The organism is Streptomyces sp. NPDC003720 (assembly GCF_042875075.1).
Lineage (GTDB): Bacteria > Actinomycetota > Actinomycetes > Streptomycetales > Streptomycetaceae > Streptomyces.
Genome location: NZ_JBIANZ010000008.1, coordinates 310,835 through 336,038 on the forward strand (window position 1 = coordinate 310,835; position 25,204 = coordinate 336,038).

25 protein-coding genes are annotated in these 25,204 nt (G+C 70.9%); 15 read left to right on the forward strand and 10 right to left on the reverse strand.

All coding sequences use genetic code 11. From position 1 onward, the window contains the following. Window positions 1–70: 70 nt before the first annotated feature. Both ACFYU0_RS23620 and ACFYU0_RS23625 read right to left on the reverse strand, forming a co-directional pair. Window positions 71–760 carry a DUF402 domain-containing protein gene (locus tag ACFYU0_RS23620; RefSeq protein ID WP_351662283.1) on the reverse strand — a complete coding sequence of 230 codons (690 nt, stop codon included), beginning with the start codon at window positions 758–760 and terminating at the stop codon, window positions 71–73. A 72-nt stretch (window positions 761–832) separates the two neighbouring features. Beyond that, entirely contained in the window at window positions 833–2,218 is a 1,386-nt protein-coding gene (locus tag ACFYU0_RS23625) for a class II fumarate hydratase (RefSeq protein WP_389303957.1), read from the reverse strand. A gap of 184 nt (window positions 2,219–2,402) precedes the next feature. Here ACFYU0_RS23625 and ACFYU0_RS23630 point away from each other — a divergent pair, with 184 nt between their 5' ends. Next, a complete protein-coding gene (locus tag ACFYU0_RS23630; RefSeq protein WP_389303959.1) occupies window positions 2,403–2,768 on the forward strand; it encodes a hypothetical protein in 366 nt (121 codons plus the stop codon). Between the two features lie 112 nt (window positions 2,769–2,880). Here ACFYU0_RS23630 and ACFYU0_RS23635 read toward each other — a convergent pair whose 3' ends face one another. Next, window positions 2,881–4,551, reverse strand: a complete 1,671-nt coding sequence (locus ACFYU0_RS23635) for a fumarate hydratase (RefSeq protein ID WP_389303961.1) — start codon at window positions 4,549–4,551, stop codon at window positions 2,881–2,883. Window positions 4,552–4,719: 168 nt separating this feature from the next. Here ACFYU0_RS23635 and ACFYU0_RS23640 point away from each other — a divergent pair, with 168 nt between their 5' ends. Both ACFYU0_RS23640 and ACFYU0_RS23645 read left to right on the forward strand, forming a co-directional pair. Then, a complete protein-coding gene (locus tag ACFYU0_RS23640) occupies window positions 4,720–5,421 on the forward strand; it encodes a DUF1707 domain-containing protein (protein WP_389303963.1) in 702 nt (233 codons plus the stop codon). A 175-nt stretch (window positions 5,422–5,596) separates the two neighbouring features. Continuing rightward, window positions 5,597–5,971, forward strand: coding sequence for a WhiB family transcriptional regulator (locus ACFYU0_RS23645; RefSeq protein ID WP_351662297.1), 375 nt, complete (start codon window positions 5,597–5,599; stop codon window positions 5,969–5,971). 86 nt (window positions 5,972–6,057) lie between these two features. On the opposite strand, the gene glpX is transcribed toward ACFYU0_RS23645, so the two are convergent. Then, a complete protein-coding gene (gene glpX / locus ACFYU0_RS23650) occupies window positions 6,058–7,092 on the reverse strand; it encodes a class II fructose-bisphosphatase (RefSeq protein WP_143627361.1) in 1,035 nt (344 codons plus the stop codon). A gap of 127 nt (window positions 7,093–7,219) precedes the next feature. Here glpX and ACFYU0_RS23655 point away from each other — a divergent pair, with 127 nt between their 5' ends. Beyond that, on the forward strand, window positions 7,220–7,744 hold the full coding sequence (locus tag ACFYU0_RS23655) for a DUF4245 domain-containing protein (protein WP_351662301.1): 525 nt from the start codon (window positions 7,220–7,222) through the stop codon (window positions 7,742–7,744). Between the two features lie 66 nt (window positions 7,745–7,810). On the opposite strand, the gene ACFYU0_RS23660 is transcribed toward ACFYU0_RS23655, so the two are convergent. The 3 genes from ACFYU0_RS23660 to xseA all read right to left on the reverse strand — a co-directional run bounded on the left by ACFYU0_RS23660 (window position 7,811) and on the right by xseA (window position 9,977). Then, window positions 7,811–8,401, reverse strand: coding sequence for a malonic semialdehyde reductase (locus ACFYU0_RS23660; RefSeq protein ID WP_351662304.1), 591 nt, complete (start codon window positions 8,399–8,401; stop codon window positions 7,811–7,813). 129 nt (window positions 8,402–8,530) lie between these two features. Next, window positions 8,531–8,758, reverse strand: coding sequence for an exodeoxyribonuclease VII small subunit (locus tag ACFYU0_RS23665; RefSeq protein ID WP_389303966.1), 228 nt, complete (start codon window positions 8,756–8,758; stop codon window positions 8,531–8,533). A 10-nt stretch (window positions 8,759–8,768) separates the two neighbouring features. Next, a complete protein-coding gene (gene xseA, locus ACFYU0_RS23670; protein WP_389303968.1) occupies window positions 8,769–9,977 on the reverse strand; it encodes an exodeoxyribonuclease VII large subunit in 1,209 nt (402 codons plus the stop codon). Between the two features lie 129 nt (window positions 9,978–10,106). On the opposite strand from xseA, the gene ACFYU0_RS23675 reads away from it, so the two are divergent. Next, window positions 10,107–11,123, forward strand: coding sequence for a 4-hydroxy-3-methylbut-2-enyl diphosphate reductase (locus ACFYU0_RS23675; RefSeq protein ID WP_351662312.1), 1,017 nt, complete (start codon window positions 10,107–10,109; stop codon window positions 11,121–11,123). 67 nt (window positions 11,124–11,190) lie between these two features. Next, window positions 11,191–11,952: a polyphosphate--glucose phosphotransferase gene (ppgK, locus tag ACFYU0_RS23680; protein ID WP_351662315.1), complete on the forward strand. Its 762-nt coding sequence runs from the start codon at window positions 11,191–11,193 to the stop codon at window positions 11,950–11,952. A gap of 62 nt (window positions 11,953–12,014) precedes the next feature. Here the strand turns inward: ppgK and ACFYU0_RS23685 are convergent, their stop codons facing one another. Beyond that, window positions 12,015–12,545, reverse strand: a complete 531-nt coding sequence (locus ACFYU0_RS23685; RefSeq protein ID WP_351662318.1) for a DUF6542 domain-containing protein — start codon at window positions 12,543–12,545, stop codon at window positions 12,015–12,017. A 181-nt stretch (window positions 12,546–12,726) separates the two neighbouring features. Here ACFYU0_RS23685 and ychF point away from each other — a divergent pair, with 181 nt between their 5' ends. The 3 genes from ychF to ACFYU0_RS23700 all read left to right on the forward strand — a co-directional run bounded on the left by ychF (window position 12,727) and on the right by ACFYU0_RS23700 (window position 16,163). Then, window positions 12,727–13,815 carry a redox-regulated ATPase YchF gene (gene ychF / locus ACFYU0_RS23690; protein WP_351662321.1) on the forward strand — a complete coding sequence of 363 codons (1,089 nt, stop codon included), beginning with the start codon at window positions 12,727–12,729 and terminating at the stop codon, window positions 13,813–13,815. Window positions 13,816–14,328: 513 nt separating this feature from the next. Then, entirely contained in the window at window positions 14,329–14,928 is a 600-nt protein-coding gene (locus tag ACFYU0_RS23695) for a DUF5819 family protein (protein ID WP_389303972.1), read from the forward strand. Window positions 14,929–15,164: 236 nt separating this feature from the next. Next, a complete protein-coding gene (locus ACFYU0_RS23700) occupies window positions 15,165–16,163 on the forward strand; it encodes an HTTM domain-containing protein (RefSeq protein ID WP_389303974.1) in 999 nt (332 codons plus the stop codon). 47 nt (window positions 16,164–16,210) lie between these two features. Here the strand turns inward: ACFYU0_RS23700 and ACFYU0_RS23705 are convergent, their stop codons facing one another. Then, window positions 16,211–17,089 carry a helix-turn-helix transcriptional regulator gene (locus ACFYU0_RS23705; protein WP_389303976.1) on the reverse strand — a complete coding sequence of 293 codons (879 nt, stop codon included), beginning with the start codon at window positions 17,087–17,089 and terminating at the stop codon, window positions 16,211–16,213. 343 nt (window positions 17,090–17,432) lie between these two features. After that, window positions 17,433–18,038 (reverse strand): hypothetical protein, encoded by a 606-nt coding sequence (locus ACFYU0_RS23710; protein WP_389303978.1) that lies wholly within the window; start codon window positions 18,036–18,038, stop codon window positions 17,433–17,435. Window positions 18,039–18,265: 227 nt separating this feature from the next. On the opposite strand from ACFYU0_RS23710, the gene ACFYU0_RS23715 reads away from it, so the two are divergent. The 6 genes from ACFYU0_RS23715 (at window position 18,266) to ACFYU0_RS23740 (ending at window position 24,798) form a co-directional block, all read left to right on the forward strand. Then, entirely contained in the window at window positions 18,266–19,474 is a 1,209-nt protein-coding gene (locus tag ACFYU0_RS23715) for a DUF4190 domain-containing protein (RefSeq protein WP_389303980.1), read from the forward strand. 184 nt (window positions 19,475–19,658) lie between these two features. Beyond that, window positions 19,659–20,411 (forward strand): GntR family transcriptional regulator, encoded by a 753-nt coding sequence (locus tag ACFYU0_RS23720; protein ID WP_351662336.1) that lies wholly within the window; start codon window positions 19,659–19,661, stop codon window positions 20,409–20,411. A 334-nt stretch (window positions 20,412–20,745) separates the two neighbouring features. Further along, window positions 20,746–20,940, forward strand: coding sequence for an SPOR domain-containing protein (locus ACFYU0_RS23725; protein WP_351662338.1), 195 nt, complete (start codon window positions 20,746–20,748; stop codon window positions 20,938–20,940). A 45-nt stretch (window positions 20,941–20,985) separates the two neighbouring features. Next, entirely contained in the window at window positions 20,986–21,396 is a 411-nt protein-coding gene (locus ACFYU0_RS23730) for a (deoxy)nucleoside triphosphate pyrophosphohydrolase (RefSeq protein ID WP_389304129.1), read from the forward strand. A 134-nt stretch (window positions 21,397–21,530) separates the two neighbouring features. Beyond that, window positions 21,531–21,959: an ATP-binding protein gene (locus ACFYU0_RS23735; RefSeq protein ID WP_389303983.1), complete on the forward strand. Its 429-nt coding sequence runs from the start codon at window positions 21,531–21,533 to the stop codon at window positions 21,957–21,959. Between the two features lie 250 nt (window positions 21,960–22,209). Then, complete coding sequence (locus ACFYU0_RS23740; RefSeq protein WP_351662344.1) at window positions 22,210–24,798, forward strand: SpoIIE family protein phosphatase; 2,589 nt, start codon at window positions 22,210–22,212, stop codon at window positions 24,796–24,798. Window positions 24,799–25,204 lie beyond the last annotated feature (406 nt).

Sequence of the window (25,204 nt, forward strand, 5' to 3'; positions counted from 1 at the left end):
CCGGGAGTTGCCTTGCGGATTCTTGCGGAGGACGATCCTACGGTTGTGGGCCGGGGGCGCATCAAGGGTCTCATGAGGACACGTGCGCGGGCGTACGGTCCCAGTCCTCGGGGAGTGACGGTACAGTCCAGGACGGATCCGGGCGCCAGTGCTGCCAGCCGTCGGAGAACGGCGGACCCCAGGCGTCGATCACCTCCACCGCGGCCCGGCCGGCCGCCCGCACCCGCTCGGCGGTCGCCTGGTCCATCAGCCCGTCCCGCTGCGCCTGCGCGAACTCGTCCTCGTCCCGCCAGTGCCAACTGCGGTCCGGGTGAACGGAGATGTCCAGGAAGTGGTCCTCGGAGTCGACCCCGCCCGCCCAGCGGCTCAGCGGCTGCTCGAGGTTGACGTACCAGTTCTTGAACCGCCAGCCCGGCTCCCAGAACAGCCACACCGACCAGGGCTCGGCGGGCCGGGCCAGCTTCAGCACGCCCGTGCCGAACCACCGGTCCCGCTGCACCGAACGCGGCCTGGTGTAGCGGGTCTCCAGCGGCTCCACGTGCACCGGCGTGCCGTCGGCGAGCACCGGCTTCACGCACTCCGTACCGGGCGCCATCCACACGGCGAGCAGGTCCGCGTCGTCCCGGACGACGGTGACGGGCCGCGCGATGTGGAAGCGCGCGCCGGCGTTCTCCCGGTACCGCCACAGGATCTGGCTCCCGGGGGTCCAGTAGGTCGCAGGCCCCGCCGCCACTCGTCTCACCGCTCCGTTGTCCGCCATGAACAGATATTAGGTGCCGTGCACATACGACGCTGCGGTGAGCGTCACGCTTCTGCGCGGCGGGGCCGGCCGTCACGGCCGCGTCATCCGCAGGACGTTCAGCGCCTCGTCGAGCTGCTCCAGCGTGAGGTCGCCGCGCTCCACGTAGCCGCCCTCCAGCACGACCTCGCGGATGGTCCTGCGCTCGGCCAGCGACTTCTTCGCGACCTTCGCGGCCTCCTCGTAGCCGATGTACTTGTTCAGCGGCGTCACCACCGACGGCGAGGACTCGGCGTACTCGCGGGCGCGTTCGCGGTCGGCGGTGACGCCGTCCACGGTCCGGTCGGCCAACAGCCGCGAGACGTTCGCGAGCAGCCGGACCGACTCCAGCACGTTCTTGGCCATGACCGGGAGCATCACGTTCAGCTCGAAGTTCCCGGCGGCGCCCGCGGTGGCGATGGTCGCGTCGTTGCCGATCACCTGGGCGGCGACCATGAGCACGGCCTCGGGGACGACCGGGTTGACCTTGCCCGGCATGATCGAGGAGCCCGGCTGGAGATCGGGCAGCCGGATCTCGGCCAGCCCGGTGCGCGGCCCGGACGACATCCAGCGCAGGTCGTTCGCGATCTTCGTCAGCCCGACCGCGATGGTCCGGAGCTGTCCGCTGGTCTCCACGACCCCGTCGCGGGCGCCCTGCGCCTCGAAGTGGTCGCGGGCTTCGGTGAGCGGCAGCCCGGTGACCCGCGCGACCTCCTCGATCACCGCGGCCGAGAAACCGGGCGGCGTGTTGATCCCGGTGCCGACCGCCGTCCCGCCCAGCGGCAGCTCGGCCAGCCTGGGCAGCGAGGCCCGCAGCCGCTCCACGCCGTACCGCACCTGGGCCGCGTACCCGCCGAACTCCTGCCCCAGGGTGACCGGCGTCGCGTCCATCAGATGTGTCCGCCCGGCCTTGACGATGTCCGCGAACTCCTCGGACTTGCGCCCGAGGGCCGCGGCGAGGTGCTCCAGCGCCGGGATCAGGTCGTGGGTGACGGCGGCTGTGGCGGCGATGTGCAGGGACGAGGGGAAGACGTCGTTCGAGGACTGCGAGGCGTTGACGTGGTCGTTGGGGTGCACGTCCCGGCCGAGCCGCTCGGTGGCCAGGGTGGCGATGACCTCGTTGGTGTTCATGTTGGACGAGGTCCCGGAACCGGTCTGGAACACGTCCACCGGGAAGTGCTCGTCCCACTTGCCCTCGGCGACCTCGCGGGCCGCCTCCTGGATCGCCTCCGCGACGTCCTCGTCCAGCACGCCGAGACCGGCGTTCACCTTCGCCGCGGCGCCCTTGATCCGCGCCAGCGCCTCGATGTGCGCCCGCTCGATCCGCTGCCCGGACACCGGGAAGTTCTCGACGGCACGCTGCGTCTGCGCCCGCCACTTGGCGTGGACGGGCACCCGGACCTCGCCCATGGAGTCGTGCTCGATGCGGTAGTTGCTCATGCCCGTGTCAGCGATCGGGGCGCGGTGGTTGTTCCGGACCGTGGGTCCATTGGCACCACCGGCGTCACCGGGTCGGGGGACCGGGCTCCCCGCCGCCGGGCGGGACATCACGGATAAGTGTGACCATCGGCCCAAGACGGTGGGTGATTCCCGCCGTCACCACGGCTGGCAGGAGGACCGATCGATGTCTTTCACTCCCAAGGGTCTGCTCGGCGCCATCGCGGCGGTGTCCATAGGCGCGGCGACCTTGCTGGGCGCGGGAGCCGGCACCGCCGGCGCCGCGGGCGGAGCCCACTGCGACCGCGCCGAACGGCCCGTCTGGAGCGGCGACCCCAGCCGCAATCTGACGGCCCACGGATGCAGCCTGCCGTCCGGCGAACGCCGTTGGTACCGCGTCGAGATCGACGACCTGGTCGAGGCCCACCACACGACGGACTACCTGGACGGCCCGGTCGGCCGGACCGAGAAGCTGCACGACAGGACCATCAGGTGCATGGGCTTCTCCGCCGATGGCGCCACGGTGAACTGGTTCGGCTGCGTGCCGCACTGACACGCGGTCCGGTCGCGGTGCCGGGGGCGGCGTTGCCCGGCCGTCCCGGGCCGGGAGAACGGCAGAGCCCCCGGCGACGCGCCAGGGGCTCCCCACGGGTGCTGCCGCCGGATCAGCCCAGGCCCGGGCCCCGCACCGGGATGCTGGTGAACGTCGGCTGCGGAGCCGGGTCCTGGAAGAAGTCGTTCCCCTTGTCGTCGACGACGATGAACGCCGGGAAGTCCTCGACCTCGATCTTCCAGACGGCCTCCATGCCCAGCTCCTCGTACTCCAGGACCTCGACCTTCTTGATGCAGTCCTGGGCGAGCCGGGCGGCCGGGCCGCCGATGGAGCCGAGGTAGAAGCCGCCGTGCGCGTCGCACGCGTCGGTGACCTGCTTGCTGCGGTTGCCCTTGGCGAGCATCACCTTGGAGCCGCCCGCCGCCTGGAACTGCTCGACGTAGGAGTCCATGCGGCCGGCGGTCGTCGGGCCGAAGGAGCCGGACGCGTAGCCCTCGGGCGTCTTCGCCGGGCCCGCGTAGTACACCGGGTGGTCCTTCAGGTACTGCGGCATGCCCTCGCCCGCGTCCAGCCGCTCCTTGATCTTGGCGTGCGCGATGTCGCGGGCGACGACCAGCGGGCCGGTGAGGGACAGCCGCGTCTTGACCGGGTACTTGGTCAGCTCGGCGAGGATCTCGTCCATCGGCTGGTTCAGGTCGATCTTGACGACGTCCCCGTCCTGCTCCAGGTGCTCGTCCGTGGTCTCCGGCAGGAACCGCGCCGGGTCCGTCTCGAGCTGCTCGAGGAAGACGCCCTCGGCGGTGATCTTGGCGACCGCCTGGCGGTCCGCCGAGCAGGAGACGGCGATCGCGACCGGGCAGGACGCGCCGTGCCGCGGCAGCCGCACCACGCGCACGTCGTGGCAGAAGTACTTGCCGCCGAACTGCGCGCCGATGCCGATCCGCTGGGTCAGCTCGAAGACCTTCTCCTCCAGCTCCTTGTCCCGGAAGCCGTGGCCGAGCGGCGAGCCCTCGGCCGGCATGTTGTCCAGGTAGTGCGCGGAGGCGTACTTCGCGGTCTTCAGCGCGTACTCGGCGCTCGTGCCGCCGACGACGATCGCCAGGTGGTACGGCGGGCAGGCGGCCGTGCCGAGCGAGCGGATCTTCTCCTCCAGGAACTTCATCATGGAGGCCTCGTTCAGGACGGCCTTCGTCTCCTGGTACAGGAAGGACTTGTTGGCGGAGCCGCCGCCCTTGGCCATGAAGAGGAACTTGTAGGCGCCGCCGTCCGTCGCGTACAGCTCGATCTGCGCGGGGAGGTTGGAGCCGGTGTTCTTCTCCTCCCACATGGTGAGCGGGGCCATCTGCGAGTAGCGCAGGTTCAGCCTGGTGTAGGCGTCGTAGATGCCGTGCGAGAGCGCCTTCTCGTCCTCGCCCCCGGTGAGGACGTTCTGGCCGCGCTTGCCCATGACGATCGCGGTGCCGGTGTCCTGGCACATCGGGAGCACGCCGGCCGCCGCGATGTTCGCGTTCTTCAGCAGGTCCAGGGCGACGAACTTGTCGTTGGCCGAGGCCTCGGGGTCGTCGATGATGCGGCGCAGCTGGGCGAGGTGGGCCGGGCGCAGGTAGTGCTGGATGTCGTGGATGGCCTCCTCGGCGAGCTTGCGCAGCGCCTCCGGCTCCACCTTGAGGAACGTCCGCCCGTCCGGCCCCTCGACGGTGGACACGCCTTCCGAGGTCACCAGCCGGTACGGGGTGGTGTCCTCGCCCTGGGGAAGCAGATCGGTGTACGCGAACTCAGGCATCTCAGCCCATTCCTCACTCTGACGGACGGCTGCCCGCCGACGTTGGCGGGCCACACCAGCGTAGAACCTGCCGTCGGCGCGGAACCTGTGAGGTGAGGCTCAGTTCGACACGCCCATGGTTGTCCACACCCCTAGTCGCGATCTATCGCGTTTCGGTACGCTGCTGCCGTGGACCTTCAGAAGCACGCCCCAGCCCGGGACGGGGCCCCTGCCCCCGCCGACCTGCGCGCCTCGGACGCCGACCGCGACCGCGTCGCCGACATCCTCCGCGAGGCCCTGGCCGAGGGCCGGCTGACAGCGGACGAGCACGCCGAGCGCGTCGAGGGCGTGCTGCACGCCAAGACGGTCGGCGAGCTGGAGGTCTTCATCCGGGATCTGCCCGCGGCCCATCAGGGCCCAGCGGCGCCGGCCTACGCGTCCGTGCCGCCCCGTCCGGCTCCCGGCGCGATACCGGCCGAGGCGGACGCCAACGTGGTGGCCGTCTTCAGCAGTGCCATGCGGCGGGGCCGCTGGCGGGCCGGGCGCCGGCTGCACGCCTACGCCGTCTTCGGCAGCGTCGAGATCGACCTGAGCGAGGCGGTCTTCGAGTACCAGCAGGTCGTCATCAAGGCCGTCTCGGTCTTCGGCGACGTGCAGATCCGCGTCCCGGAGAACGTCTCGCTGCGCGGGACCGGGGGCGGCGTGCTGGGCAACTTCGAGGTGGCCCCGCTGGATTCGGTCGAATCGGAGGCGCCCGTGATCTATGTCGACGGCTGGGCCGTGCTGGGCAACGTGGAGGCGCGGCCCAAGCGCGGCAGACTCGTGGCCGACATCCTCGACCGCGTCCAGGGCAAGGTCGACCGGAAGCTGCGCAGACACCTGGACCGTTGACGGTCGCGAATCCCCCGGTGACCGGACGGGCGCCGTCCGGTCACCGGCGGGCGCGTGGGGGCGTGAAACGGACGACGCGCGCTCGCGGTCGGAAACGCTGTGCATAGGCGCGCGCACAGCGGGTAGGCCTTGCTGCATCGTCGCTCGCTCGCGAAGCCGTCGTCAGGAGTAGACCGTGCTGCAACCGCCGCATTCGTCCCTGCAGGTAGCTGCCGTTCCGGCCCAGCGGGTGCCAGTGCGAGACAGGGATCAAGAAGCCCCCTGGCACACCGAGGCGGTGTGCCGGCGTGACGAGGCCGGCCTGTTCTTCGCCCCGTCCAAGGAGCCCACGGCCGCCCGGCTGTCCCGCGAGGAGGCGGCCAAGCGCGTCTGCGCGCGCTGCCCCGTCATGGTCGAGTGCCGCGAGCACGCCCTGCTCCAGCCCGAGCCGTACGGCGTCTGGGGCGGCCTCACGGCCGCCGAACGCCGCGTGGTGCTGGCGCGTCGCCGCCGGCGGGACCTGGAGCTGAAGAAGACGGCCCGGGCGACGACGGACCGCATAGCCGGCTGAGAACCGGAACGGGCGCCCTCTCCGCACAGAGGGCGCCCATTGCTTTCCGGGTGCTTCTCGGGGAAGCGGGGTTCACCCCGCCCGGGTCACTTCGCCCGGTCGAAGTCGATCGCGCTGTAGGCCCGCAGCTTGCTCAGCCGGTGCTCGGAGTCGATCCGCCGCACGGTGCCGGACTTCGAGCGCATCACGATCGAGTCGGTGGTGGCGGTCTCCGACCGGTACCGCACGCCGCGCATCAGTTCGCCGTCGGTGATGCCGGTGGCGACGAAGAACACGTTCTCGCCGGTGACCAGGTCCTCCGTGGTCAGGACGCGGTCCAGGTCGTGCCCCGCGTCGACGGCGCGCGCCCGCTCCTCGTCGTCCTTGGGCCACAGCTTGCCCTGGATGGTGCCGCCCAGGCACTTCACGGCGCAGGCCGAGATGATGCCCTCCGGGGTGCCGCCGATGCCGAGCAGCAGGTCGATGCCGGTGCCCTCGCGCAGGGCGAGGATGGAGCCCGCGACGTCGCCGTCGGAGATCAGCTTGATGCGCGCGCCGGTGTCGCGGATCTCCTTGATGATGCCTTCGTGCCGGGGCCGGTCCAGGATGACGACCGTGACGTCCTCGGGCGTGCGGCGCTTGGCCTTGGCGACCCGGCGGATGTTCACCGACACGGGCGCGTTGATGTCGACGAAGTCGGCGGCCTCGGGGCCGGTGACCAGCTTGTCCATGTAGAACACGGCGGACGGGTCGAACATGGCGCCGCGCTCGGCGGCGGCCAGGACCGCGATCGCGTTGGGCATGCCCTTGGCGGTCAGGGTGGTGCCGTCGATCGGGTCGACGGCGATGTCCACCTCGGGTCCGGTGCCGTCGCCCACGTGCTCCCCGTTGAAGAGCATCGGGGCCTCGTCCTTCTCGCCCTCACCGATGACGACGACGCCGTTCATCGAGACGGTCGAGACGAGGGTCCGCATGGCGCGCACCGCGGCGCCGTCGGCGCCGTTCTTGTCACCGCGCCCGACCCAGCGGCCGGCGGCCATGGCGGCTGCTTCGGTCACCCGGACGAGCTCCAGGGCGAGGTTGCGGTCGGGTGCCTCGGAGGGCACATCGAGCTCGGACGGCAGATGATGATTCTCGGTCATCGGAGCGCACCTTTCTGATACGACGACGGCCGGATGAGGGTGTTGGTCCCGACTCTATCGTTGGGCGGACAAAATGAGCAGGGGACCCCACGGATGAGCGCTCCCGGCACCTGCGACGATAGAGGGCGTGGCAGGTTCCAACGGCAAGCAGAAGACGGTCCGGGACATGATCCTCTCCCTGGGCCTCATCGGGATCGCGGCGGCGGTCATCTACGTCTTCGTCCCGCACGACGATCACGCTCCCGACATCAGGCGGGTCGACTACCAGGTCGAGCTGGACACGGCGCGCCGTGCCGCGAGCTACCCGGTGGCCGCGCCCGAGGGCCTGCCCGGCGCCTGGAAGGCGACCTCGGTGCGCTTCCAGGGCGAGAACTCCGACCGCTGGCACCTCGGCTTCCAGGATCCCGAGGGTCAGTACGTGCAGGTCGAGCAGTCGACTCAGAAGCGGTCCGACTTCATCGCCCAGGCCAGCCAGGGCGCGAAGGCGACGGAGCGGACCGAGCGGATCGGCGGCCGCACCTGGACCCGGTACACCGGCGGCCGCTACGACGCCCTGGTCCTGGAGGACACCCCCGGCTCCACCACGGTGGTGGCCGGCACGGCTCCCTTCGACCGGCTGACGAAGATGGCGGCGGCCCTGAAGTTGTCCTGAGCGCTTCGACGCGCACGTGAAGAGGCCCCCGGCGCGTAGCCGGGGGCCTCTTCACGTCGCGCGGGTTCAGACGGTCGTGACGACGTCCTCGTACGCCAGGCGCGGGGAGCGCGGGTACCAGGCGTCCGGGCCCGGACGGCCGATGTTGACGACCATGAGCGGGGTGTGGTCGTCGTCCAGGAACTCCTTGCGGACGCCCTCGAAGTCGAAGCCGGTCATCGGGCCGGCGGCGAGCCCGGCGGCGCGGACGCCGACGATGAAGTAGCCGGCCTGGAGCGCGGCGTTCATCGCGGCGGAGCCCTCGCGGACCGGGCGCTCGGCGAAGAAGACGTCCTTGGCCTGCGGGAAGGCCGGGAACAGGGCCGGCAGCTCCTCGTGGAACTCGTTGTCCGCGGAGAGGATCGCGACCAGCGGGGCGGCGGCGGTCTTGGCCTGGTTGCCCTCGGACATGTGCTTCACCAGGCGCTCGCGGGCCTCGGGGGAGCGGACCAGGGTGATGCGCAGCGGGGTCTGGTTGAAGGCGGTCGGGCCGTACTTGACCAGGTCGTAGATCGCCTGGACCTGCTCCTCGGTCACCGGCTCGTCGGTGAAGGTGTTCGCGGTGCGGGCCTCGCGGAACAGCAGGTCCTGGGCGGCGGGGTCAAGAACGAGAGACATGCGTGCCTTCCTCGGGTGCGCTTTGGTCCGGGGGCGGACCGGCTGACGCGTACGACCCTACGGCAAAGTTCAACCTTCAACCAAACCGTCGGCGGGGTGAGACCCGGCACAGCGCGGGCCGCCGCCGCGCTACTCGGCGTCCTCCTCCTCCCCGGCCTCCTCGGCCAGCGCCGCGTCCAGCCGGGCCCGCGCCCCCTCCAGCCAGCGCCTGCACACCTTGGCCAGCTCCTCGCCCCGCTCCCACAGCGCCAGGGACTCCTCGAGCGACGTACCGCCCGTCTCCAGCCGCCGTACGACTTCGATCAACTCGTCCCGGGCCTGCTCGTACGACAGCGCCTCGTCCACCTTGCTGCTCATCCCACCCACCCTAGACATCGACTCGCACCCCGAACTCGCCCTCGGCCACCCGCGCCCGCAGCGCCTCGCCCCCGGTCACTTCCTCCGGGTCGCGCACCACGTGCCCGTCCGCACGCTGCAGCACCGCGTAACCGCGCTTCAGGGTGGCCGCCGGGGAAAGGGCCACCACGCGCGCGTGCGTGTGCGTCAGCTCGGAGTCGGCACGGTCCAGGAGGTGGCCGAGGGTGCGCCGGCCGCGGTCCAGCAGCGACGCCACATGGTCGGCGCGCTCGTCGACCATCCGGTGCGGGTCCTCCATCGAGGGCCGCGCGAGCGCGTGCGCCAGCCCCCGCTCCTCCCGTTCCACGGCCGCCGACACGCACCGCCGGGCCCGGTCCCGCAGCATCCGCACCCGCTCGAACTCCTCGCCCACGTCCGGCACGACCTTCTTGGCGGCGTCGGTCGGGGTGGAGGCCCGCAGGTCGGCCACATGGTCGAGCAGCGGATTGTCCGGCTCGTGCCCGATGGCGGACACCACGGGCGTACGGCACTGGGCCACCGCCCGCACGAGCTGCTCGTCGGAGAAGGGCAGCAGGTCCTCCACGCTGCCGCCGCCCCGGGCCACCACGATGACGTCCACGTCGTCCAGCGCGTCCAGCTCCTTGACCGCCTGCACGACCTGCGGCACGGCGTGCACCCCCTGCACGGCCACGTTGCGCACCTCGAAGCGGACGGCGGGCCAGCGGTGGCGGGCGTTCTCCAGCACGTCGCGCTCCGCGGCGGAGGCCCGCCCGCACACCAGCCCGACGAGCTGCGGGAGGAAGGGCAGCGGCTTCTTGCGCTCCGGCGCGAACAGCCCCTCGGCCGCCAGCGCCTTCTTGAGCTGCTCCAGCCGGGCCAGCAGCTCCCCCACGCCCACCGGCCGTATCTCGGCGGCCCGCAGCGAGAGCTGTCCGCGCGGCGCGTACCACTCCGGCTTCGCCAGGACGACGACCCGGGCGCCCTCGCCGACCACGTCGGCCACGGCGTCGAACACCTGCCGGTAGCACGTCACGCTGACGGAGATGTCGTGCGAGGGGTCCCGCAGGGTCAGGAACACCACCCCGGCGCCCGGCCGCCGCGAGAGCTGCGTGATCTGCCCCTCGACCCACACCGCGCCCAGCCGGTCGATCCACCTCCCGATGAGCCGCGAGACCTCACCGACGGGCAGGGGCGTCTCGGGCGACGTGTTCACAGCCATGCCGCGAGCGTAACGGCGGGCACCGACAAAAGGCCCCGCCCGCACGCGCGCCCGCGGCGGACCGGAGGCGGGAGGCGGACGGCGGCCGCGCGGGCACGTGATCCCGGAGCCGGTGAACGCACCCTTACGATGGGTCCCATGACCGCTTCGTCTGGCCGCCGTGTCCTGCTCGCCGCCCCCCGGGGCTACTGCGCCGGTGTCGACCGCGCCGTGATCGCCGTCGAGAAGGCCCTGGAGCAGTACGGGGCCCCGATCTACGTCCGGCACGAGATCGTCCACAACAAGTACGTCGTGCAGACCCTGGAGAGGAAGGGCGCCGTCTTCGTCGAGCGGACGGAGGAGGTGCCGCCGGGGAACATCGTGATGTTCTCCGCGCACGGCGTCGCGCCGGTGGTGCACGAGGAGGCCCGCCAGGGCCGGCTCGCCACCATCGACGCCACCTGCCCGCTGGTCACCAAGGTCCACAAGGAAGCCGTCCGGTACGCCAATGACGACTACGACATCCTGCTGATCGGGCACGAGGGCCACGAGGAGGTCATCGGCACCTCCGGCGAGGCCCCCGAGCACATCCAGCTCGTCGACGGCCCCGAGGACGTCGCCAAGGTCGAGGTCCGCGACCCCTCGAAGGTCGTCTGGCTGTCCCAGACCACCCTCTCCGTGGACGAGACCATGGAGACCGTCGACGCCCTGAAGACGAAGTTCCCCGGTCTCGTCTCCCCGCCGAGCGACGACATCTGCTACGCCACGCAGAACCGCCAGCTCGCCGTGAAGCAGATGGGCGCCGAGGCCGAGCTGGTCATCGTCGTCGGCTCGCGCAACTCCTCGAACTCCAAGCGGCTCGTCGAGGTCGCCAAGCTCGCCGGCGCCCGCGACGCCTACCTGGTGGACTTCGCCGACGAGATCGACGAGGCCTGGCTGGAGGGCGTGACGACCGTCGGCGTCACCTCCGGCGCTTCCGTCCCCGAGGTGCTGGTCGAGCAGGTCCTGGAGTGGCTCGCGGCGCGCGGCTACGGGGACGTGGAGATCGTCAAGGCGGCCGAGGAGTCCATCACCTTCTCGCTGCCCAAGGAACTGCGCCGCGACCTGCGCGACGAGGCGGCGACCCTGGTCGCCGAGCGCGGCGGGACCGGCGCCGCCGGGGAGTGACCGGTGCGTCCGGGCCGGACCGGCGGCTCCTGACGTGACCGTACGTCGCACGTCGTAACGTGGTGCCATGCAGATCTTCGGCGTGGACATCGGCGGATCCGGGATCAAGGGCGCCCCTGTGGACCTGGACAAGGGGGACCTGGCCCAGGAGCGCTGCAAGGTGCTCACCCCGCACCCGGCGACGCCCGACGGCGTCGCCGACGGGGTGAAGCAGGTCGTGGAGCACTTCGGCTGGACCGGCCCGGTGGGCCTGACCTTCCCCGGGGTGGTCACGGGCGGCGCGACCGTCCGTACGGCGGCCAACGTGGACAAGAGCTGGATCGACACGGACGCGCGCGCGTTGTTCGGCGGCCGGCTGGGCGGCCTGCCGGTGACCGTGGTCAACGACGCGGACGCGGCGGGCGTCGCCGAGATGCAGTTCGGCGCCGGCCGGGACCGGCGGGGCACGGTCATCCTGCTCACCTTCGGCACCGGCATCGGCAGCGCCGTCTTCGTGGACGGCGTCCTGGTCCCCAACACCGAGCTCGGCCACCTCGAGCTGAACGGCCACGAGGCCGAGAAGCGGGCCTCCAGCAAGGCCAAGGAGGACCACGACCTGAGCTGGGAGCAGTGGGCGCGCCGGGTCGGGAAGTACCTCGCGCACGTCGAGATGCTCTTCTCGCCCGAGCTGTTCATCGTCGGCGGCGGGGTCAGCCGCAAGGCGGACAAGTTCCTGCACCTCATCGAGGGCGTCAAGGCCGAGATCGTGCCGGCCCAGCTCCAGAACAACGCGGGCATCGTCGGGGCGGCGATGCACGCGGCGCAGGCACAGGCGCGGCTCGGGGACTAGCCCGCGGGCCACGAGGCCGCCACGGGCCCGGGCCCGTGGCGGAACGCGGCGGGACCCGCCGGTCAGGCACGGCCCCGGCGGGCCCGCACCCACAGCACCCGGCGCACCAGCACGATCACCCCCGCGAGCAGCGTCCCCCCGTACAGCCAGCCCGCCTGCGTGGCGAGGCCCGTGACCAGCCCCATGAGCCGTCCCAGCAGCCCCCCGCTGCCGTCCGCGACGGGGAACAGGCCCGCCGCGAAGGCGATCGGCACGACGACCGGGGCGGTGAGCACGTCACCGCCGCGCACCCACAGCGCGGTCAGCACGCACACCGGCAGGAACAGCACGCCGTACAGCGTCAGGGACGCGCCGAACATCAGCTGGTCCAGCAGTCCGAGCAGGAGCATCGCCGCCGCGCAGAACAGCCCCCCGCCGAGCCCGGTGAGCCGCAGCCCCGCCGGCCGCCCGTCCGGGCCCCCGGCGCCCGCCGGCCGTCCGTCCGTGGCCCGCGCCCCGCGCGGCACCGGCCGGCGCGACTGCGGCGGCAGCGACGCGGGCGGTGTCCCGCGGCGCTTTCCGTTGTTCGGGGGTCGGCTTCTGCGCTGCTCCATTGGACCAACCTAGGTCTGTTTATGTGCTGAATCGGCCCTCAGACACGCCGGTGAGCAGGGCCCGGCCGGAGGTCCCGCGCTCCCGCGAACCCGCTGTCGCGGACGCCGTAGACTGGTGGATCGGCCAGTGTCTCTGGCCCCTGGCAGCCCCTGGCCCCTCTCATCTACGGGAAGTCGCAACGTGTCGCTCACGATCGGAATCGTCGGCCTGCCGAATGTCGGCAAGTCGACCCTGTTCAACGCCCTGACCAAGAACGACGTGCTGGCGGCCAACTACCCGTTCGCCACGATCGAGCCGAACGTCGGCGTGGTCGGTGTCCCCGACGGCCGCCTGGCCAAGCTGGCGTCGATCTTCAAGTCGGAGCGCATCCTCCCGGCCACGGTCGACTTCGTCGACATCGCCGGCATCGTGCGCGGCGCCTCCGAGGGCGAGGGCCTGGGCAACAAGTTCCTGGCGAACATCCGCGAGTCCGACGCGATCTGCCAGGTCATCCGCGCCTTCAAGGACGAGAACGTCGTCCACGTCGACGGCAAGGTCTCGCCGAAGGACGACATCGAGACGATCAACACCGAGCTGATCCTCGCCGACCTCCAGACCATCGAGAAGGTCCTGCCGCGGCTCCAGAAGGAGTCCCGGATCAAGAAGGACGTGGCCCCCAAGGTCAAGGCCGTCGAGGAGGCCAAGGAGATCCTGGAGAAGGGCGACACGCTCTTCGCCCATGGCATCGTCCAGGGCACCGAGCGCAACGAGCTGCTGCACGACCTGCACCTGCTCACCACCAAGCCGTTCCTCTACGTCTTCAACGTCGACGAGGACGAGCTGGTCGACGAGGACTTCAAGAACGAGCAGCGCGCCCTGGTCGCCCCCGCCGAGGCGATCTTCCTCAACGCCAAGCTGGAGCAGGACCTCGCCGAGCTGGACGAGGAGGACGCGCTGGAGCTCCTGGAGTCGGTCGGCGCCGAGGAGCCCGGCCTCGCCACCCTCGCCCGCGTCGGCTTCAACACCCTCGGCCTGCAGACCTACCTCACGGCCGGCCCCAAGGAGTCCCGCGCCTGGACGATCAAGAAGGGCGCCACGGCTCCCGAGGCGGCCGGTGTGATCCACACGGACTTCCAGAAGGGCTTCATCAAGGCCGAGGTCATCTCCTTCGACGACCTGGTCGAGACGGGCTCGGTCGCCGAGGCCCGCGCCAAGGGCAAGGCCCGCATGGAGGGCAAGGACTACGTGATGCAGGACGGCGACGTGGTGGAGTTCCGCTTCAACGTGTGATCGCGCACGAGGAGGGCCGGGCTCAGGAGACCCCGGCCCCTTCTCGTCTCCGGACGGCGACGGGTCGACTCCCTCGCCGAGTTGAACATCGCGGGAAACGACGTAGATTCGTAAGTGGACCGCCTGCGGATCGCCCGGCGATCGGCTTGATAGGAAGCCCGCCTGGAAGCATTTCACCGTGGGCCCAGGTCCGTCGCACAAGTTCCGGTCTCACTTCCCCCGATCGACCGAGTCGGTGACGGGACGAGCGTTGTTCGTCGCATCGGGGAGAAATCACACCGAGAATATGTGGCCGCGCCGCGCAACGGCAGCGTGTCCGCGCGCTCATGTTCGCGAGGATGATCATGAAGACGCAGAAACCACAAGGCAATGCGCCCGCCTGATGTGAGGGCTTCGGAGGAGCCACGGCCGGCGGAACCGCCAGCCGGACAGGCTCGGGTACGTGTGGATCAGGACGAGGGACGGCCGACCGACCGTGGCCACGGAGCGGCCGGGATCCGAGGTCTCTCCCCGGTGTCGCTGGCCGTCATGGCGCTCTCGGTGGTGGGTGTCCTGGTCGCGGTCGCCGTGCACTCGGTAGTGCTGTTCCTTGGCGTCGCCCCCTCCAACGCGCTCTCCCGGCAGCACGCCGCGGGAATCGCCAAGTACGCGTACCCCGAGTTCACGCAGAACTGGAAGTTCTTCGCTCCTGAGCCGACGTCGGCGAACACCCATGTGCAGGCCCGGGTGAAGGTCGTGCGGCCCAACGGGGCCGCGTACACCACCCCATGGGTCGATCTGACCGCGTTGGACGAGGGCTGGATCAGGCACAACCCGTTCCCCAGTGCGGCGCAGCAGAACCAACTCCGCAACGCCTGGGCGAACTTCGTTTCCTCGCTCGATGACCGGGGCCGGCCGGCCGGCCCGTACGGGCAGAAGATGCAGCAGTACCTGCTGCGGACCGCCGCCCAGCGCTTCGGGCGGTATGTCGAAGGTGGCACGGTGCAGTCGATACAGCTGCGCTCGGCCAGTACGCCCATCGCGGCGCCTCCCGGGAGCAGCGGGTACGTGAACACCACGACCGGCTATCTGGTCGAGCCGTGGTGGACCGTCAGGGCGGAGGACTTCCAGTGAGCGCTCACTCCTCGACACCCGGGCGCGGGTCCGCACCGCCCCAGGACACGCGTCTGCGGCGCCGCGTCGGCAGCGGTGTCCGGCGGGGCCTGGAACGAGTCACGAGCGCTCCCGTCGCCCCGTACCAGGCGGCGGTCATCCGAATCGGTCTCTCGTTCACCTGGCTGATCCTGCTGCTACGCGAGTGGGTGCACCGCGACGTGCTCTACGGGCCGGGAAGTCCGTGGGGCTGGGACATGGCCCATGACTGGAACGCCACGAACGGTGCCTTCACCGTGCTTCTCTGGCACGACGGCCGACTGTGGTTCGAACTCGTCTACCTGGCGGCGATCGCCGTGGCGGTGATGATGCTCGTCGGCTGGCGGACCCGTACCGCATCACTGCTGTTCCTGCTCGGTGTGCTGGCGATTCAGAACCGCAACCCCTTCGTGGGCAACGGCGGCGACAACGTCATTCACATCATGGCCATCTACCTGGTGTTCGCGCGCTGCGGCCAGGTCTGGTCCCTGGACGCCCGGCGCCCGGCCGACGATCGGCACGGTGGCCGGGACGTCGCCGGAATCGCCCTGTGGGCGTCGCTCACCGTCGTGCTCGCACTGTTCACCGGGCTGGGTGCACTGGGCGCGGGCTGGGCCTTCCTGCTCTGGGGCTTCGCAGCCGCGCAACTGGCGTGGTGGGCGGTGCGCCGCTACGCCCCGGGAGAACCGCGCGCTGTGATGGGGATGGTCGGAAACGTGGTACACGCGGGTGCGCTGCTCATGGTCGCGATCCAGGTGTGCCTGATCTACGCGACCTCCGGCTGGTACAAGATCCAAGGCGCCCAGTGGCAGGACGGCACGGCGCTCTACTACGTGCTTAACCTCGGCAACGTCTCCCCGTGGCCCGCTCTCTCCCACGCGGTCGCGAGCAGCAGCCTCGTCGTCCTGCTGCTGACCTACGGCACCGTGATCGTCGAAGTCGCCTTTCCCTTCACGCTGTTCAACAGACGGCTGCGAACCGTGATGGTTGCGATCATGGCGTCCATGCACGTGGGCATCGGCATCCTGCTCGGCCTGCCATTCTTCGCTCTGGCCATGATCACGGCGGACGTCTTCTTCCTGCCGACCGCCGTGCTGCTCTGGCTGGTCGACCGAGCGAGGCGTTCGGTGCGGTGGGCGCAGAGCTTGACACAGAGCTGGCGGCCCATACCGCCGATAGCCGAGAAACCGGCCGAGCCCGTCCACCGCCGCGGGTGACGCGGGCGCGGGGAGGCGGATCCGAACCGGTTCCGCACCCGGCGTCCTCACCTCAGAGCCTGTCCCAGCGCGCGGTACGGCGGGGTTTGCACCGGGTGGTATCGCCAGGTGAGCGCCGTCAGTTTGTCCTCGGTACCGGTGCCGGGCTGGGGAGTCTCCAGAATGACCCGCCGGCCCGAGCGGTCGTCGACGAGGAGCGCGGTCTCCTCCAGCATCATGCGGCCGACCAGAGGATGCCTGACCTCGCGGGTGGTGACGCGTTGCCTTCCGATTTCGTGCTGCCGCCACCATGCACGGAAATCCGCGCTGCATTCGCTGAGTTCGTGGACCAGCGTGGTGAACCACGGTTCGTGCACGTACAGTCCGGTCGCCGAGCGGAATTCGGCGAGTATCGAGCGGGCGCTCGGCTCCCAATTCTGAATCAGTTCACGCATGTGGTCGCTGAAGAACAACCTCAGCAGATGACGGTGCGACGGAGTTGTCGCAGCCAGATCGCCGTACACAACGGTTCGCGCCTGGTTCCAGGCGAGAATATTGAATCGGGGACCGAGGGCGAACGCGGGATGCGGGAGTTGACTGTCGAGGATGCGCTGGAGCGTCGGCGGCACACCATTCGTAGGTACGGTGGCGCTGGTACGGCCATCCTCGCTCGCCAGGGTCAGAAGATAGTCGTGTTCCTCACCGTTGAGACGAAGGGCCCCGGCGAGGGAGTTGAGGACATGGTCGGAGACCCTGATGTCCCGGGCCTGCTCGAGTTGGGAGTACCAGCACGAGCTGATACCCGCCAGATCGGCGACATCTTCGCGGCGGAGCCCGGGGGTTCGCCGCGATGTGCGTGGCGGAAGACCGACCTCTTCCGGTTGGAGGGCCAGCCGACGCGTTCTGAGGAAGTCCGCGAGCTCCGCTCGCCGTGGGTCGTCATTCATCCGGCGTTCCCTCTGATGGGCTATTTATGCGGAGGCTTATAGCCAAATACCCCTACTCATAGGATAGTCGGTTTCTGTGTTCCGCGCGTGGGAAGTCCAGCCGGGGGCCGACGTCCGGCGATCAGGCCCCGGCCGCGGAGCCGCTGCGCGCACGGCTGTCTTGAAGGCCGTTGTTCGCGGCGGCTGTTGTGGGGCGTTCCACTTCCCCTGACCTCGGCGGACCTGACTGGGGTCCGTAGTTACCGATAACCCCGAGTCCTATGATGCCCGGTTTCTTGTCGCGGGATATGGCGCATGTGATCCTGCTGCTGAAAGCGGCGTTCGACTGTTGCGTGGTGCTGATTCACGGGCGCCGGCCATGAACGAGCGACTGTCTTTCGTTCCGCTGGTCGAAGGGAGAAAGGTCATGCGTGGCAAGCGGTACCTCATCCGGCTCAGCCCAGCGCTCATCGCTGCTCTGGCGTTCCCGGCGAGTTTCGCTGGGGAAACGGCCGGTGCTGCACCTCCCGCGGCTGTGGTGGCATCGGCCCACCAGAAGGCGCCCGCGACCACGGACCTCGCTCCGGAGCGCCCGTGCACGCCTAACCGCCAGGGTCAGCAGCAGCAGCAACAGCAGCAGCAGCAGCAGCAGCAACAGCAGCAACAGCAGCAGCAACAGCAGCAGCAACAGCAGCAACAGCAGCAACAGCAGCAGCAGCAGCAGCAACAGCAGCAACAGCAGCAGCAGCAGCAACAGCAGCAGCAACAGCAGCAGCAACAACAGCAGCAACAACAAGGTGGGAAGGGCCAGCAGCAACAGCAGCAGCAGCAGCAACAGCAGCAGCAACAGCAGCAACAGCAGCAGCAGCAACAACAGCAGCAGCAACAGCAACAACAACAGCAGCAACAGCAACAACAACAGCAGCAACAGCAGCAACAGCAGCAACAGCAGCAGCAGCAACAGCAGCAACAGCAGGGCGGCTGAGTTGCCTGGTCGAGCTGTTTCAGCGCGCGAAGCAGGGTCGGGCTCGGTGAGCCCGACCCTTCCGTGTCGGCTCAGCGGAGGCTGAGGAATGGGCGGCCACGCCGACCGGTGCCGGCTCGGCGCGGTTTAACATGCGCGCAGCCCCATCAGCCCAGTAGCCGGCTGTCCGCCGGACCCGCGCTGTCGCCGCCCGAAAGAGGAGCACCGTACCGGTGTCCATACCACCGCCCCCCGGCCCCCAGCAGCCGCACGGGCCGTACCAGCCGCCGCAGCCGCAGTACCCGCAGGGGCCGCACGGGTCGCCGGCGTATCCGCCGGGGCCGGGGTACCAGCCGTGGGCTCAGGGCTACAGCCCCTACAACCGGCCCGCCCCCGTCAACGGACTCGCCGTCACCTCCCTGGTGTTCGGCGTGCTGTGCTGTCTGCCGGGCGTGGGCCTGGTGTTCGGCCTGATCGCGCTGCGGCAGATCCGGCGGCGGGGCGAGCGCGGATCGGGGCTGGCGGTGGGCGGCTCGGTGCTGTCCGGGATCGGGCTCGCGCTGTGGGCGCTCATGCTGGCCACGGGCGGCGCGTCCAGCTTCTGGGAGGGAGTGAAGGAAGGGGCGCGGGAAGGCGCGAACTCCTCACTGGTGAAGGGGGATTGCTTCGACGTGCCCGGCGGGAGGCTGAGCGGCGGGGACGGTGTCGTGACCGGGGTGCCCTGCTCCGGGGAGCACGACGGCGAGGTCTTCGCCTCGTTCCGGCTGCGGGACGGCGGTTACCCCGGCGACGACTCGGTGAGCGGCACCGCCGACAAGCGCTGCTACGGGCTGCGGGACGGCTACGCCATGGACGCCTGGGCCGTGCCCGACGACGTCGACGTCTACTACTTCACCCCCACCGAGCACAGTTGGTCGGCCGGGGACCGCGAGGTCACCTGCGTCTTCGGCAACGCGGCCGAGGGCGCGGACCTCACCGGCTCGCTGCGCAACGACGCGACCGTCCTCGACGCCGACCAGGTCGCCTACCTCCGGGCCGCCCACACCCTGAACGCGGCCCTGGAGTCGGCGCCGGAAGCGGACTACGTCGAGGACGACCTGCCGGGGCACAAGGCGTGGGCCGGGCGCATCTCCGCGGCCCTGGGCGAGCAGGCCCGGTCGCTGCGCGGGCACGAGTGGCCCGTCGGCGCCCGGAAGCCGGTCACCGTCCTGGCCGCCGATCTGGACCGGGCGCGCACCGAGTGGGCGAAGGTCGCGAAGGCGGCGGACGCCGATGCGTTCTACCGGCACTACGACACCGGTCTGCGGCTGCTCGACCCCAAGGAGGGGGTGCCCGTGCGCAGGGCCCTGGGGCTGGAGACCACCCCGCCGTCCGGCCACGGTCACGCCAGGGGCGGCACGGGGGACGGCGGCTCCGACGGTGGCGGCGGCATGGCGGTCTGAACCACGCCACGGCCGTGGTGATCGCGCGGAGGTGTGGCCGCGGCCACAGCGGGGAGAAAGTGCCTGGGTGAAGCCCTCTCCGGCCCCTTGTCATCACATCGAGTGATTCTCTGGCCTTTGCTTGCACGGGACAACCCACGGTTGCCAGGCTGTTGCTGTCTGTACAACCTGATGGGAGCGGCCAGTGACTTTCGGTGAGCAGCCGGCGTACTTGCGTGTCGCGGGTGATCTCCGCAAGAAGATCGTCGACGGTTCACTGCCTCCCCATACCCGGCTCCCCTCCCAGGCCCGCATCCGCGAGGAGTACGGGGTCTCGGACACCGTCGCGCTGGAGGCCCGCAAGGTCCTGATGGCCGAGGGCCTGGTGGAGGGGCGCTCCGGCTCGGGGACGTACGTGCGCGAGCGGCCGGTGCCGCGGAGTGTGGCCCGCTCCGGCTTCCGCCCCTCGGCGGGGGCCACGCCCTTCCGGCAGGAGCAGGCCGACGCCTCGGTGCGCGGCACCTGGGAGTCCAGCAGCGCGCAGACCACGGCCGGCGCCGTCATCGCCGAGCGGCTCGGCGTCGAGCCCGGCGCGCGGGTCATGCGCACGAAGTACCTGTTCAGGGAGGCGGGGGAGGCCATGATGCTCTCCACCTCCTGGGAGCCCCTCGCCGTCACCGGCCGCACCCCGGTGATGCTGCCCGAGGAGGGACCGCTCGGCGGCATGGGCGTGGTGGAGCGGATGCGGGCCATCGACGTCATCGTGGACAACGTCACCGAGGAGGTGGGCGCGCGCCCCGGCCTCGCCGAGGAGCTGCACGTTCTCGGCGGCGTCCCCGGCCATGTGGTCCTCGTCATCCAGCGCACCTACTTCGCCTCCGGACGCCCCGTGGAGACCGCCGACGTCGTGATCCCGGCCGACCGGTATCGCGCCGCGTACCACCTGCCCGTGAAGTAGCGCACACCCCGGCTCACACCACGGGCCCGCGATCCACCGCGCGCACTGGCACCCGGTGCCACGCCGCCGCTGCAATCCGGCCGTTCTCCCAGGTGATCGCGGTGCGCCCGAAACGCCTCCGACCCACGACAACAGCACGGGGGACGGCGCGTTCGCGATCGTGCGCCCCCTGCGTTCTGGCTGGTTGCGTACCTCTTTGTGAAAAGACGTATTCGCTCCGTGAAGGTTGGGCGTACGCTCGGGCATATGCGGACTGCGGTTTCCTGGGGCGGGGCACGGCGGGCGCCCGAGTGCGAGGGAGGGCGGGGCGGTGCGAGAAGGAACGGTGGGGGCCATGAGTGAGGGCACGGGCGTCTCCCTGCCCTGGCTCGTGATACGTCAGGACGACAACGGCAACCGCTACCGCGTGGGACGGTACGCGACCCGGGCCGAGGCCCAGAAGATCGCCGACAGCCTCGACGACCACGGACACAAGCAGCTCTACTGGGTCGAGCGCATCGGCCAGAACGGGAACGGCGTCCACAACTGACCTGCCGGACCGTCCCGTAGGCTCCGTCCCATGACGGATCGCCCCATGACGGACCGGATCGTGGTGGTGGGAGCCGCCCTCCTCGACGCCGGCCGACTGCTCGCCGCGCGCCGCAGCGCACCCCCCGAGCTGGCCGGGCGCTGGGAACTGCCCGGCGGCAAGGTCGAGCCAGGCGAGCGGCCCGAGGACGCCCTGACGCGTGAACTGGCCGAGGAGCTCGGCATCGACGCCGAGCCCGTCGAGCGCGTACCGGGGGAGTGGCCGCTGAAGTCCCCGTATGTACTGCGGGTGTGGACCGCCCGGCTGCGCGCCGGCTCCGCCGCCCCCCGGCCCCTGCAGGACCACGACGAACTGCGCTGGCTCACGCCCGACCGGCTCTGGGAGGTGCCCTGGCTGGAACAGGACGTCCCCGCGGTCAGCGAGGTCGCCGCCCGTCTCGGCGCGGAAGCGCACTGACCGGAGCCCGCGACCGCAGGCGGGGTACCGCGCTGCGGGGCCCTACGCCGTTCGCACCACAGTGCGCCGCCCGGCGCGGTACTGCCCCCTGGATACCGGGTATGTGCCCATTAACCCCATGAAAACGGACATGGGTGGGCTCGCTGGCCTGGGAAGTGATCGGCGTGATCGACACCGATGGCGACTGCGCCGAGTGGATTTTCCCCGCGGAGCCGGACGTCGTGCGCAAGGCCCGTGGCGCGGTCCGCGGCCAACTGCGCGGCTGGGACCTCGACTGCGTCGCCGACCTCGCCGCGCTGCTGGTGAGTGAGCTGGTGACCAATTCCCTGCGGCACGCCACCGGCCCCATCGGCGTACGGCTGGTGCGGCCCACGCGGCTCGGCGACACGCTGCTGGTCGAGGTGTCCGACCCGCTCCCCGACCCGCCGCGCGAGCGAGTCGCCCAACCCGAGGACGAGAGCGGCCGCGGCCTGCAGCTGGTGGCCGGCGCCGCGCGCCGCTGGGGAACCCGGCCCGGCGGCGGCGGAAAGACCGTCTGGTTCGAGCTGGCGGTGCCCGGCTGAGCGCGGTGTACATCCCGGCGCCCGCCGTCCATCCCGCGGGGCCGCCCGGCGACCGGGGCGGGAGTACGTGATTCGAGGCCGTGTTACCTGGTTAGAAGACTGGAAGTGTTGTCGCGGCCCGGTCCGAAAAGCACCTCGACCGAGCTGTGATCGTGAACACCGTGTTGTGCGGCGCCGTAGTGCTGGATACTGCGGGCAGCCGCCCCCGGTGACCGGTGCCGGGTGCGGTGAGCTGGAGGGGACGGTTCGCGTGAGCGAGATACCAGCGAAGGCCACGGAGTCCGAGGACCCGTCGGACGGCGCTAGTGACCAGGCCGCACGCCACGCGGGCGGGCCGGGCGACGCCATGTGGCAGAGCAGTCCGCCCGGCTCCATCTACGACTACATCAGGGTCGCGTCCTTCTCCATCGGTCCCGGTGGGCTGGTCGACCAGTGGAGCCTGCGCGCCGAGCAGCTCTTCGGCATCCCCGCCGAACGCGCCGTGGGGATGGACCCGATCGAGGCGTTCGTCGACTCCGACCTGCGCGAGCGCAGCCAGCGGAAGATGGCCGAGATCCTCGACGGCCGGGAGTGGACCGGGGTGGTGCCCTTCCGGATGCCGGACGGGCCGGACGGCGCCCGCGGCGAGGAAGGCATCGCCGAGGTCTACGTCATGCCCACCCGGACCGCCGAGGGGGAGCGGGCCGCCGTCTGCATAGTGGTGGACGTCCGCACCCTGCGCAGCATCGAGACGGACCTCGCCGCCTCGCAGGCGATTTTCGGTCAATCACCGTTCGGTTTCCTGCTGATCGACACGGATCTGAGGGTCCGTCGGGCCAACATGCGTTTCGCCTCCATCTTCGGCGGAACCCCGGACGACCACCGGGGAAAGGGAGTTCACGACTACCTGCCGCGCGCCGAGGCCGATCGGGTTTCGGCCACGCTGCGGCGGGTGCTGGAGACCGGCGACTCCATCACCGACATGCATGTGACCGGGTTCGTGCCCGGCTCCGAGGAACGCCGGCACTGGTCCGTCAACCTCTACCGGGTGCACAGCGGCAGCGGCCGCCCCATCGGCATCGCCTGGCTGGGCACCGACATCACCGCCCGCCGCGCGGCCGCCCGGGAGGCGGCGGCGGCCCGCCGCAACCTCGCCCTGCTCAACGAGGCAGGCGCCCGCATCGGCAACTCCCTCGACCTGGAGACCACGGCCCGCGAACTCCTCGACGTCGTCGTCCCCGGCTTCTGCGACCTCGCCACCGTCGACCTCTACCAGGGGCTGCTCATCGGCGACGAGACCCCGCCCGGGCTCACCGACGGCAGCGCCGAACTGCGCCGCGTCGCCTTCGCCAGCGCCGTCTCCGACGCGCCGCTCAGCGGTTCCGGCGACGCCGTCGAGGTCGGCGCGGTCCACCACTTCCCCTTCAACTCGCCCTGTGCGGACGCCCTGCGCACCGCCCGGCCGCAGCACGTGCCGCCGGAGGACGGGGAACTCGTGCAGTCCACGCTGGCCGTGCCGATGGTCGCCCACGACACGGTCGTCGGCCTCGCGCGGTTCGCCCGTACGAAGGGCAGCGAGCCGTTCGGCGACCGGGACCGGGAGCTCGCGGTCGAACTGGCCGCGCGCGCCGCCGTCTGCATCGACAACGCCCGCCTGTACCGCCGTGAGCACGAGCGGGCGCTGATACTCCAGCGCTCCCTGCTCCCGCCGGGCGACCCGGAGGCCTCCGGCCTCGACATCGCCTGCCGCTACCTGCCCGGGAACGCGGCCACCGAGGTCGGCGGCGACTGGTTCGACGTCATCGAACTCCCCGGACACCGCACCGCGCTGGTCGTCGGCGACGTCATGGGGCGCGGGCTGCGCGCGGCGGTCGCGATGGGCGAACTCCGCACGGCGGTGCGCACTCTGGCGCTGCTGGACCTCGAACCGGCCGAGGTGCTCTCCGCGCTGGACGAGATCGCCCGCGGCCTCGGCACCCCCGGCGGCGTCCAGCAGGCCACCCGCGCGGCGCGCCAGCCCCGCGACGCCGACCTCTCCGAGGTGTACCTCGCGACCTGTGTGTACGCCGTCTACGACTCCGTCACCAGGCGCTGTACGTTCGCCAACGCCGGGCACCTGCCGCCGGTGCTGGTGGAGCCCGGCGAGGCGGCCCTGATGCTCGACGTGCCGCCCGGGATGCCGCTCGGCGTCGGCGGCGAGCCGTTCGAGGAGGTCGAGGTCGAACTGCCGGAGGGTGCGCTGCTCGCCCTCTACACGGACGGTCTGGTCGAGTCCCGCGACCACCCCCTCGACGAGGGGCTGCAGGCCTTCGTGGGCGCGCTCACCGACCCCACCCGGCCCCTGGAGGACGTCTGCGACCACGTCCTGAACACCCTGGACACCCATCACGGCGAGGACGACATCGCGCTGCTGATGGCCCGCGTCCAGGGGCTGCCCGCCGAGTCCGTCGGCGACTGGACGCTGCCGCGCGAGCCGCGCAGCGTGGGGCGGGCCCGTGAGTACGCCCGGACGCAGCTGGTCGGCTGGGGTCTCGAGCCGCTGGTCGACACGACGGAGCTGCTGGTCAGCGAGCTGGTGACGAACGCGCTGCGCTACGGGGAGGGCGAGATCAGACTGCGGCTGCTGCTGGACCGCACCCTGGTGTGCGAGGTGTGGGACTCCGGACTCGTGCAGCCGCGCCGCCGCCGGGCCCGGGACACCGACGAGGGCGGCCGCGGCCTGCAGCTCGTCGGACTGCTCAGCGCGGCCTGGGGTTCGAGGCGCACGCCACGCGGCAAGACGGTGTGGTTCGAACTCCCCCTCCCCGGCGGTGAAACCAGCCTGACCGACCCGGCGGAGGCACTGCTCAGCCTCTTCTGAGAGTCGCGGCGCGGTCGGCGGGACACCTCTTCTGAAGCTGGGGGCGCGGCGGGCGAGGGTGCCCGGCTGGGCGGAGGGGTTGGGCGGCGGAACCGGTCTGGCCGGCCCGGCGGGGCGCCGCACAGTCTCTTGTGAAGCTCGCGGCGGGGGCGCGGGCGTCCGGCTCGGCGACAGGGTTTTCGGCGGTGGAACGGCCTGCCTGACCGGCCGGCTGGGGCGCTGCTCAGCTTCTTGTGAGAGTCGGCGTGCGGGGCCGTGAGGCGAGGGTGACCGGCTGGGCGGAGGCGTTGGGCGGCGGAACAGGCTTGACCGGCCGGCTGGGGCGCTGCTCAGCTTCTTGTGAGAGTCGGCGTGCGGGGCCGTGAGGCGAGGGTGACCGGCTGGGCGGAGGCGTTGGGCGGCGGAC